At 59.5% G+C, this 8,812-nt stretch carries 10 protein-coding genes and 1 pseudogene; 7 read left to right on the forward strand and 4 right to left on the reverse strand.

Features of this window, described 5'->3' with window-relative positions; translation table 11 throughout:
- The first annotated feature begins 116 nt into the window (after positions 1–116).
- Positions 117–1,190, forward strand: a complete 1,074-nt coding sequence (locus V8352_RS20625) for a tetratricopeptide repeat protein (protein WP_336426155.1) — start codon at positions 117–119, stop codon at positions 1,188–1,190.
- Positions 1,191–1,692: 502 nt separating this feature from the next.
- Here the strand turns inward: V8352_RS20625 and rsgA are convergent.
- Positions 1,693–2,727, reverse strand: coding sequence for a ribosome small subunit-dependent GTPase A (rsgA, locus tag V8352_RS20630; protein ID WP_336426156.1), 1,035 nt, complete (start codon positions 2,725–2,727; stop codon positions 1,693–1,695).
- A gap of 500 nt (positions 2,728–3,227) precedes the next feature.
- On the opposite strand from rsgA, the gene V8352_RS20635 reads away from it, so the two are divergent.
- From V8352_RS20635 to V8352_RS20655, 5 genes are all read left to right on the forward strand, one after another.
- Positions 3,228–4,052, forward strand: a complete 825-nt coding sequence (locus V8352_RS20635) for an IclR family transcriptional regulator (protein ID WP_336426157.1) — start codon at positions 3,228–3,230, stop codon at positions 4,050–4,052.
- Positions 4,053–4,064: 12 nt separating this feature from the next.
- On the forward strand, positions 4,065–5,429 hold the full coding sequence (locus V8352_RS20640) for a selenium-binding family protein (RefSeq protein WP_336426158.1): 1,365 nt from the start codon (positions 4,065–4,067) through the stop codon (positions 5,427–5,429).
- Positions 5,430–5,488: 59 nt separating this feature from the next.
- Positions 5,489–5,842 (forward strand): 2Fe-2S iron-sulfur cluster-binding protein, encoded by a 354-nt coding sequence (locus V8352_RS20645; RefSeq protein WP_336426159.1) that lies wholly within the window; start codon positions 5,489–5,491, stop codon positions 5,840–5,842.
- Between the two features lie 290 nt (positions 5,843–6,132).
- Complete coding sequence (locus V8352_RS20650) at positions 6,133–6,315, forward strand: hypothetical protein (protein ID WP_336426160.1); 183 nt, start codon at positions 6,133–6,135, stop codon at positions 6,313–6,315.
- A gap of 159 nt (positions 6,316–6,474) precedes the next feature.
- A complete protein-coding gene (locus tag V8352_RS20655; RefSeq protein WP_336426161.1) occupies positions 6,475–6,765 on the forward strand; it encodes a hypothetical protein in 291 nt (96 codons plus the stop codon).
- A gap of 172 nt (positions 6,766–6,937) precedes the next feature.
- Here V8352_RS20655 and V8352_RS20660 read toward each other — a convergent pair whose 3' ends face one another.
- Positions 6,938–7,369 carry a GFA family protein gene (locus V8352_RS20660; protein WP_336426162.1) on the reverse strand — a complete coding sequence of 144 codons (432 nt, stop codon included), beginning with the start codon at positions 7,367–7,369 and terminating at the stop codon, positions 6,938–6,940.
- A gap of 455 nt (positions 7,370–7,824) precedes the next feature.
- On the reverse strand, positions 7,825–8,025 hold the full coding sequence (locus tag V8352_RS20665; RefSeq protein WP_336426163.1) for a hypothetical protein: 201 nt from the start codon (positions 8,023–8,025) through the stop codon (positions 7,825–7,827).
- A gap of 32 nt (positions 8,026–8,057) precedes the next feature.
- Here V8352_RS20665 and V8352_RS20670 point away from each other — a divergent pair, with 32 nt between their 5' ends.
- Positions 8,058–8,216, forward strand: a complete 159-nt coding sequence (locus V8352_RS20670; protein WP_336426164.1) for a hypothetical protein — start codon at positions 8,058–8,060, stop codon at positions 8,214–8,216.
- A 362-nt stretch (positions 8,217–8,578) separates the two neighbouring features.
- On the opposite strand, the pseudogene V8352_RS20675 reads toward V8352_RS20670, so the two are convergent.
- Positions 8,579–8,812: pseudogene (locus V8352_RS20675) on the reverse strand (hypothetical protein); the annotation flags it as partial.

Here is an 8,812-nt window from a genome sequence, read left to right on the forward strand (position 1 = left end):
TCTCCCGCCCTCCCTGTCACCAGAAAGGGTAAAGGTGGACGACTTTTACGCCGCCCGCAGCAGGCTCATCCCGCCGCTACCGTGGCCGACTTTCGCACCGCCGTTCTCATCGGTGGATGCGTGTCGTCACCCGCAATTCCGCCTTCGCGCTCGGTCGCTCGGGCGAACCGCTTGACGAGATTCTGCACTCGCTCGGGTCTGACTACGGCGTGACGGGCAGCGTGCGCCTTTCCGGGGACCGCGTCCGCGTCACGGTCCAGCTTGTCGAGATGCCAGGCCTGCGCTGCATCTGGTCGGAACGGTTCGACCGCCGGCTCCGCGATATCTTCGACCTCGAGGACGAGGTGTCGGGCCTTGTTGCCGCGCGCATCGCCAGCCAACTTGGCATCAACGAACAGAAACGCGCCGGGCGGTTGCCGCCGTCCAGTCTGGGTGCATGGGAACTTTACCAGCTCGGACTATCTGAGTTTCATCGCTTTACCGGCGAAGGCAACCGGCGCTGCCAGAACCTGATGCGTCAGTCCCTTGCCCGCGCACCGGACTTTGCAGAACCCCATTCATGTCTGGCCTATGCGATGGTTCTGGAAATTGTCTATTTCGACGGGCAGACAGACGAGGCAAATCTAAAAGAGGCGCTACGGCTGGCCAAACGCGGCACGGCGCTTGACGACCAGGAGGCAGATGCCTTCTTTGCGCTGGGGGAGGTGCGGTTGGTGCGGGGCGAATACGCGGCAGCGATCGACGCGCTTGAGACCGCGATCGCGCTCAATCCCTGCCACGCCCTGTCGCATTGCGGGCTCGGGGATGCGCTTGCCCTGGATGGAAGGGCAGAGAGTGCCATCCCGTATTTCGAGCGCGCACTAGCACTCAGCCCCAACGACCCGTTCCGATGGGCCTTCATGTCCTACCGCTCGCTTGCACACATGTTTCTGGGCGATTGCGAGGCGGCAGTTCAATGGGCGCGCAGAGCGACACTGGTGCCCAACGCGCATTACTGGGCGCGCGCAATACTCATATCCTGGCTGGCTCGGTCCGGCGATCTCGAAGGCGCGCGCAGGCACGTGCCGGCGCTGATGCGCGCACGTCCCGACTTTTCCTGCGATTTTGCACGCGCGCGGCTGTTTTTCGTGCGCATCCCCGAGCATCTGGAGATCTTTCTGGACGGGCTGAAGCGCGCGGGCTTTCCGTAGATGCATGCCGCTCTCCCCTGACGGTACCTGGATGTGCCGAACCCGTCTTTTTGAAGCAGGAGCTGAAAGAGAGGGCCTGCATGGGAGACGTTCGCACCTTCGGTGGCAAAAAGGGGTCACGATCGGGTTTCAGGCTCACAGTGCTGCTGCTGTAAGAACAGACCATTTTGTATGGGCAACCAAGGCGCTTACGGCTCTGTTTTTTTTGCAAACCGTGTGCGATCCACATGGAAAGTCCATAAAGCCGAGAGGGACGGACCTTCATGTCTGGCTCCTCAACCGCAGAAAACTCCGCAGTGTGCAAGTTCACCGGGCCCAAGATTTTCAGCGTGCAGCGAACGGCCGGTTCGACGGGCCGCGCCGCAGCATAGCACCGACACTACGAACGGGAGCTCCGGGCCGAGGTCGTCAGCGTCGCTTGCCGATGTGCCTCGTGATCTTGTTACCTCGAGGCCCGGACTGGATGGAGGTGTTGGTCAGGTNGAGCTCCGGGCCGAGGTCGTCAGCGTCGCTTGCCGATGTGCCTCGTGATCTTGTTACCTCGAGGCCCGGACTGGATGGAGGTGTTGGTCAGGTTTTCCGCCACAAGCTTGCGCCATCGGCCAAGGCGCGCAGGATCGAGTGTCCCGTCGGCTGTCGCGCCCTGAACCGCGCAACCGGGTTCATGATCATGGGTGCAATCCCGGAAGCGACACCGGGAGGCGAGGTCGACAATCTCCGCGAACAGAGTATTGAGCCCATCCGTGACGTCGCTGACATGCAGCGTCCGCATCCCGGGCGTGTCGATCACCCAGCCGCCACCGGCAATTGCATGGAGCGAACGCGACGTGGTTGTGTGACGCCCCTTGGCGTCGGCCTCGCGAATGGGTCCTGTCGGCTGTGCGTCCTCGGATGACGTCTTCGACAGGGTATTGAGCAAGGTCGACTTGCCTACCCCGGACGATCCGACAAGGGCAACGGTCTGCCCGGGGCCGCACCAGGGAGCCAATGTCAGTGCCGCCTCCGGTGCTTTTGCATTCAACATGACGACATCCAATCCGAGTTGAAGGGCTTCGGCCTGCCGCAGGTAGGGGGCAGCATCAGCCGTCTGATCGATCTTCGTCAGAACAATCACCGGGGTCGCCCCAGCCTCGTTCGCAAGCGCCAGATACCGCTCCAGCCGTGCCGGATTGAAGTCGTCGTTGCAGGAGGTGACGATCAAGAGCGTGTCGACGTTCGCAGCAATCAGCTGCGTTGGCCGACTGCCTTCGGTTTTCCGCTGCAACAGCATGCGTCTATTCAGCCGCCGCACCAGCAAGTCTGTCCCGGGGTCCACCAGAACCCAATCCCCCACGGCGAAGTCCGCCGTATGCGACTGAGCGGATAGCTCCAGCCGCACTGGGCCGAGTTCGGATACCGCAGTGAGCCGGTCCCGGTGAACGGTCGCAATGCGCATCGGAGCAAGGCCTGCCTCGCCAGCCTCCAATTGCTCGGAAAAAAACGCCAACCAGCCGAGAGCGGCCAATGAAACTGCGGAATGATCTGATGAAATGGTCACGCCAGCCTAATGGCCGCGGAACGACGTTGTTGCAAGCTAATCCTTTGGGTACCCTCCCACATCGGCAACCCGACATTGACGGATCATTGTATCACAAGATGTAGTATTGCCTCCGAGGTCGGCTACAAGCCCATCGTTGTCGAGCAAGCAGTTGCAGCACCCGGCGGATGCAGGAAAATTGCCAGTGAAAAGGCGGTCCACAGGGGCCGCCCGTAGTTCCACCGAGTTGTTGCGACGCCGCCCGTCAATCCAATCGGTCGCTGCGGGCGTAAATTCACCGGCAGGGTCAAGGCATTTTTTTTGCAGAAGGTATCCTACCACCGAGGACGTCAAGGATTTGAGCGCGCTCATGGATCCAACGGCATCCTTTTAGCCAGAGGCCGTCTTCTTGAACGTCTGGCAGGGGCGGCAGAGATCGGACGCGCCCCAAGATTTTCCTTGCGTCAACACCGCTCAAGGGATCATCATTCGAGACAGTTACTCGAATCGCGAGACTTGCCGTGCATTTGGACCGCCTCATTGCAATTCTGGAGATCATTGCCGTTGCCGGTCGCGGGCTGACCGCGCCAGAGGTGCAGAAGGCAACCGGATTGCCGCGCCCCACCTGCTACCGGCTGCTGCAAACACTGGCGAACCATCGGCTGATCGACCACTCGGACGGCAATGCGCAATATCTGATCGGAGAGCGTCTGATCCGGATCGCGCTGCTGGGCAAATCCGACATCGACGTACGCCGGGCATGCGCACCAGCGCTGAAGGCGGCAGCAGTCAAGTTTGGCGACACCGTGTTCCTGGCCCGATTTCGCAGCCGACAGGTCGAAATCATCCACGTTGAAACGCCAGACGACCCCGCACGCGGGTTCATACATCCCGGCCTCGGCGCGCGCCCGATGCATGCATGTTCTTGCTCCAAGGCAATTGCAGCCTTTGCCGACGAAAGCTTCCAGGAGGAAATTCTCAGCGGCACGCTCAGCGCCTACACGAAATACACAAAATCCACAAAAGCGCGGCTCAAGGCCGAATTCGCAAGGATTGTGAAACAGGGGTATGCCGAATGCGATCAGGAAATCGACATGGGTGTCTCAAGCGTCGCCGCGCCGGTGCTGATCGGCCATATCGGGGCGTCGTTCAGTGTCGGCGCGGTAGGTCCTGTCCGCCGCTTGAAGCCGGCCTATCGCAACGAGATTGGTGAAGAATTGATACAAGTTGCAGCTAAAATTAGCGCTGCGATCCAACTGTGCAACTTGGCCCAGATGCAAGAAACCGACATCCCACTGCTGAAACCGATGGAAGAACGAGGAAACCAGCCACCGCGTCGACATTAGAGGAGGAATGACATGACCGAGAACAACGGAAGCTACTGTGCAGGGCCTGGCTATGCGTCGCCACAAGAGGCGATCAAGGCTCCGCGCGAGAAAGTTGTCTACACGATCTGCATCTATACCGGGACCGGGATCGAGAAACCCGATTACCTGGCCACCATCGACGTTGACGAAGAGAGCCCGACCTACGGCAAGGTAATTCACCGAACGGAAATGCCGGTCGTCGGGGATGAGTTGCACCACATGGGCTGGAACGCCTGTTCCTCGTGCAACACCGATGGCAGCATGGAGCGCAAATACCTGATCATCCCGGGCGTGCGCACCACCAATTTCTACATCGTCGATACCGCCACCGATCCGCGCAAGCCGACCCTGTTCAAGACCATCGACGGGGGCGAGATCAAGGCCAAGACCAACCTGTCTGCCCCGCACACCGTGCATTGTCTCGGCGCTGACATCATCGTGTCGATGCTGGGGGATGCCGATGGTAACGGACCGGGCGGGTTCCTGCATCTGGACAAGGATTTCAACATCATTGGGCGCTGGGAAAATGACTTGGGCGAGATGAAGTACAACTACGACTTCTGGTATCAGCCGCGCCACAACATGATGATCTCGACTGAATGGGCCTCGCCCAACACCTTCATGCCGGGCTTTGACCTTGAGGATGTGGCGCGGGGCAAATACGGCCAGCACATCCATTTCTGGGACTTCAAGAATCGCAAGGTCGAGCAATCGATCGACCTGGGCGAGGAAGGGATGATCCCGCTGGAGGCACGGTTCCACCACGATCCCGACAGCACGCATGGCTTTGTCGGCGCGGCGCTGGCATCGAACATCTTTCATTACCACAAGGACAACGGCAAGATCGAGGTCAACAAGATCATCGACGTGCCTCCCGTGGATGTCGAAGGTTTCCCCGTTCCGATGCCAAGCCTGATCACCGATATCCTCGTGTCGATGGACGACAGGTACCTCTACTTCTCGAACTGGCTGCATGGGGATCTGAGGCAGTACGACATCTCCGATCCGTTCAACCCGAAACTGACCGGCCAGGTCTGGATCGGCGGGCTGCTGGGCAAGGCACACGAGGTGAACGGCCGCACCGTCGATGGCGCGCCGCAGATGATCCAGTTGTCGCTCGACGGCAAGCGGCTCTATGTTACGACGTCGCTTTTCTCGACCTGGGACAACCAGTTCTACCCGTCGATGAAGGACAAGGGTGGCATCATGCTGATCGTGGATTGCGATAATGAAAACGGCGGCATGAAAATCCGTGACGACTTCATCATCGATTTCAATGAAGAGCCGCACGGGCCCGCGCGGGCGCATGAAACACGCTATCCCGGCGGCGACTGTTCCTCAGACATCTGGGTCTGACTACTCTTCCCCAGCTTTCCCGGCCCCTCGGGGCCGGGACCCATCTGCAAGGAGGAGACATGCGCAAGCACACAGTGACGCTGCGAAACCGCGGCAGCGTGTCCTTCGAGGTCGGCGAGGACGAGCCAATCATCGACGTGGCCGAGACGGCGGGACATGTCTTGCCGATCGCCTGCCGATACGGTGGCTGCATCACATGCGCGGCCAGGATGATTTCAGGATCTGTCCGCCAACCAAAAGGCACGGCGCTGAACAAGCGCCAGTCCGACGAAGGTTACGTCTTGCTCTGCGTGGCCCGCCCGAACGAGGATTGCGTCTTCGACGTGGGCGTCGAAAGCCACGACAAATTGTACACCAACCCCTTTGCCAGCGCCGCTGCCGCAGGGCAACTGGCACGAGTGCGCAAAAAATGACGTCATGGCCGGCCATCAGCGTCGACGCACGCGGCAGATAAGGCACGCATTTGCTGCTCGTCGGGCTCATCGTGCTTGGCTGGGGCTCTGCCCTGGCCCAACTGCTGAGGATGGACACACCCGGATCACTCACTCGATGAGGCGGGGCCAGGCGTGCAAATCTTGCCCTTATGAGGGCCCAGGTTCTTGGCGATCCAATCGCATTCGAAAATGCGCTGCCCTTCTGCGCCACCGCAAGCGGGAAATGGGGCCTGGCAGACGCGCTGAAATCTGCTGCGATGTGACTGGGCATGATCCTGACGATGATGCTCCCGGTCCGGCTGGCGCTGAACCGAAATGCATCCCGGCACCCGCCACCGCCGAGTGCAATCTTCGAGGGGGCTCGGTTCGCCGACAGGAATTTCGCAGCTGCGGCGAATGACAGAAAGTTCGCTGACCAACGCTTCATCCGACAAATGCTGCACGATCCGTGAATGACCGCTTTTTTGGGCTGCACCGCAGCATTGGGCTGGCGCAAAGATGGCAGAAAAGGGCCGTTTTGTTGCGCAAGTACATTGGGCGGCAGGGGAAAGGGAACAAGGCGAATTGCCGATTTTTGTGGTAGACTTACACCGTAACCGATGGAGGTAAACATGCGCTATATAACAATCACCACTTGGGAGATCGTGGACGGCATTGACTACAATATATCTCTGCGCTCGATTGAAGAAAAACGCCTGCCCGCACTAAAGAGTTTAGGGGCAAGCCGCGTCACCGTGATCCGCACAAGCGCACGGACCAGTGCCGCGATCACAGAATGGCCGGATAAGATCACGAGGGACGCGGCCGAGCTGAAGATCGACGAGGTACGCAAATCGGTCCGCAGAGAGGATATGACCCGAATGACGGGGGAGATGAAGGGCGAGGTTGTGGCAGACGTTTAACGCAAATCGTTCTACTGTGGCTGTGGAGGAATCCGAGGCGCATTCTCAACTGCCTTTTGGAAATACCGCAGCCCGCACGAATGGCAGCAACGAGTTAGCTGCATTGCAGCGCTGGTTGTTGGAATATCTGTCTGGTCTGGGCCGTAAATAGGCACGCATCGCAACACTGCGGTCATTTCATGTGTCGATTGGATGCCTCATATGCCGCCTCAGTCTCGCGAGGGTGGTCACCTTGCAAGCGAACCGAAGCCATGGCCTTGTCTATGTATATCTCAGAGCGCAGCGGCCAGTCATGTGCGGCATCGAACAATCCGGGCATCAGGTCATAGCCCTCCGCTTGATTGCCCGTGTTTCGCATCCAGAGATGCGTTCCGCACGTGGCGCAAAATGCGCGTTCAGCAAATCGGGTAGATTGAAAGCGCTTCACCGGACCCACTATTGTCACCGCATCGGCTGCGGCAGTGAACGCCAGAAAGACCCCGCCTGACCATCGTTGACACATTCGGCAGTGACAGGCGCCTGGCTGGGCGTCGTGCTCGCCGTTGACGCTGATCGTGACCTCACCGCAAAGGCAGCGGCCAGAAAATCTTGTCGCACTACTCATGCTTCATCCCTCCTTACGTGGCAGCTTGCCATTATCAAAGCGCGAATAGCTGTTGCTTGCAACGATCCCGGGGGCTGCCAGGCATCCCCGATGACAAGTAGACCTTGACGTTCACCTTATCACGTAAAGCTACGCCGCATCAGAAGTCCGCACGGAGCCCACAGTGCAGGATGCGCAAGGCAGGAATGTCGGCAATCCGATCACGCGACTACCGTTGCGGCTGAAAGTCCTTGCTCGCCAGCAATGCCGCTGCGCCGATCATAAGTGCGCCACAAATCTTGTTCACTAAGCCAAAAAATACGACGGCAAACGGGTTTGCCATGGATGTCACAAACCGCACGCCTCATGGTTTGGCATGCGGCCAAAAAGGTATTCAGAGTCGGCGCCGTCTGCGTTCAGACCTTTCGGCCATCAGCCATGCGCGGGCCTGAATCGTGATCGGTGGCGCATCTGGATCAAGGCGCCGCAGCGCATCCGTCAGTGCCTTCTCGATTTTCTTCATCTTGGGGGAGGAGATCAGTGGCTCCGGCACGGGTGTCGAAATCGATGAAGGCGGACCCACAATCGGTCACGATGAGTTCGGGCGTGCCCGACATGTTCCAAGGATGCTGGGCACCCAAGGCATCGGCCAGGACACCCTTGTCGCGCACGATCATGTCGATGGTCTGTATCGCGCTGCGCGCACTCAGTGGCGAAGCGTTCGCCTGAGAAGGTGGATCTGTGGACCGCGAAGGTCATCGCCGACAAACCGTTCCGCTTGGCAACAACCGCGATGGCCAACAAAGCAGCAAGGAGCATATGGGCGATGGTCACAAAGAAACAGGAATACCGGCAGCCTGCGTTCTGAACGCACCAGCTGCCCACGAGATGCAAGACGTTGACGTGATGATGCGGAATTAAGTCAACCAAGAGCAAGGACACTTCGGGAATGTCAGCGGCCCTCCGAGGCCGATGAGCCGATTGGAACATCGCTTGCGGAGTTCATCAGGGCCAGTGGCGACAACGCTGCCACGCAAACAGGCCGGACACACGACTGTACTGACCAAAATGACCGCAATAATCGCCGAAAACCTCTTGCAATGCAGCAGCCATCCGCACAGGCGTATTCAACGCCTCGATCATTGCCGCAGCGCAGCGTCACCGAACCAGCTATTCGCCGCAGGCGCATGACCGGCGGCAGTGCGAGGTTTCCGACTATTCCCGCGGACGCTATTCACGAGCAAGCTCTCGCCGCGCCACGGAAAGAATTGATCGAGTCATCTCCTGAAGCTGGTCGGATGCAAGCCGGTTGATCTGCCAAAAAAGACGCCGTTCAAGCACCTCTCCGGGAAGGAGGTAGTGCCCCACCGGGTGGTGTAAGAGGCCGCGCGCGAAGCCCTTGGCGTAGCGCAGCGCGCGGCCGGGTCTGGCGGCCACCGCGCTTCTTCGTAATCTGAGGTTGTT

This window comes from Roseovarius sp. D0-M9 (genome assembly GCF_037083805.1).
Lineage (GTDB): Bacteria > Pseudomonadota > Alphaproteobacteria > Rhodobacterales > Rhodobacteraceae > Roseovarius.

Bases quoted from the DNA above. Each gene is read 5' to 3' on its own strand.
- V8352_RS20640 (WP_336426158.1), top strand. From the start codon at position 4,065: ATGACCGAGAACAACGGAAGCTACTGTGCAGGGCCTGGCTATGCGTCG.
- V8352_RS20655 (WP_336426161.1), top strand. From the start codon at position 6,475: ATGCGCTATATAACAATCACCACTTGGGAGATCGTGGACGGCATTGAC.
- V8352_RS20645 (WP_336426159.1), top strand. From the start codon at position 5,489: ATGCGCAAGCACACAGTGACGCTGCGAAACCGCGGCAGCGTGTCCTTC.
- V8352_RS20625 (WP_336426155.1), top strand. From the start codon at position 117: ATGCGTGTCGTCACCCGCAATTCCGCCTTCGCGCTCGGTCGCTCGGGC.
- V8352_RS20660 (WP_336426162.1), bottom strand. From the start codon at position 7,369: ATGAGTAGTGCGACAAGATTTTCTGGCCGCTGCCTTTGCGGTGAGGTC.
- V8352_RS20650 (WP_336426160.1), top strand. From the start codon at position 6,133: ATGATCCTGACGATGATGCTCCCGGTCCGGCTGGCGCTGAACCGAAAT.
- V8352_RS20665 (WP_336426163.1), bottom strand. From the start codon at position 8,025: ATGATCGTGCGCGACAAGGGTGTCCTGGCCGATGCCTTGGGTGCCCAG.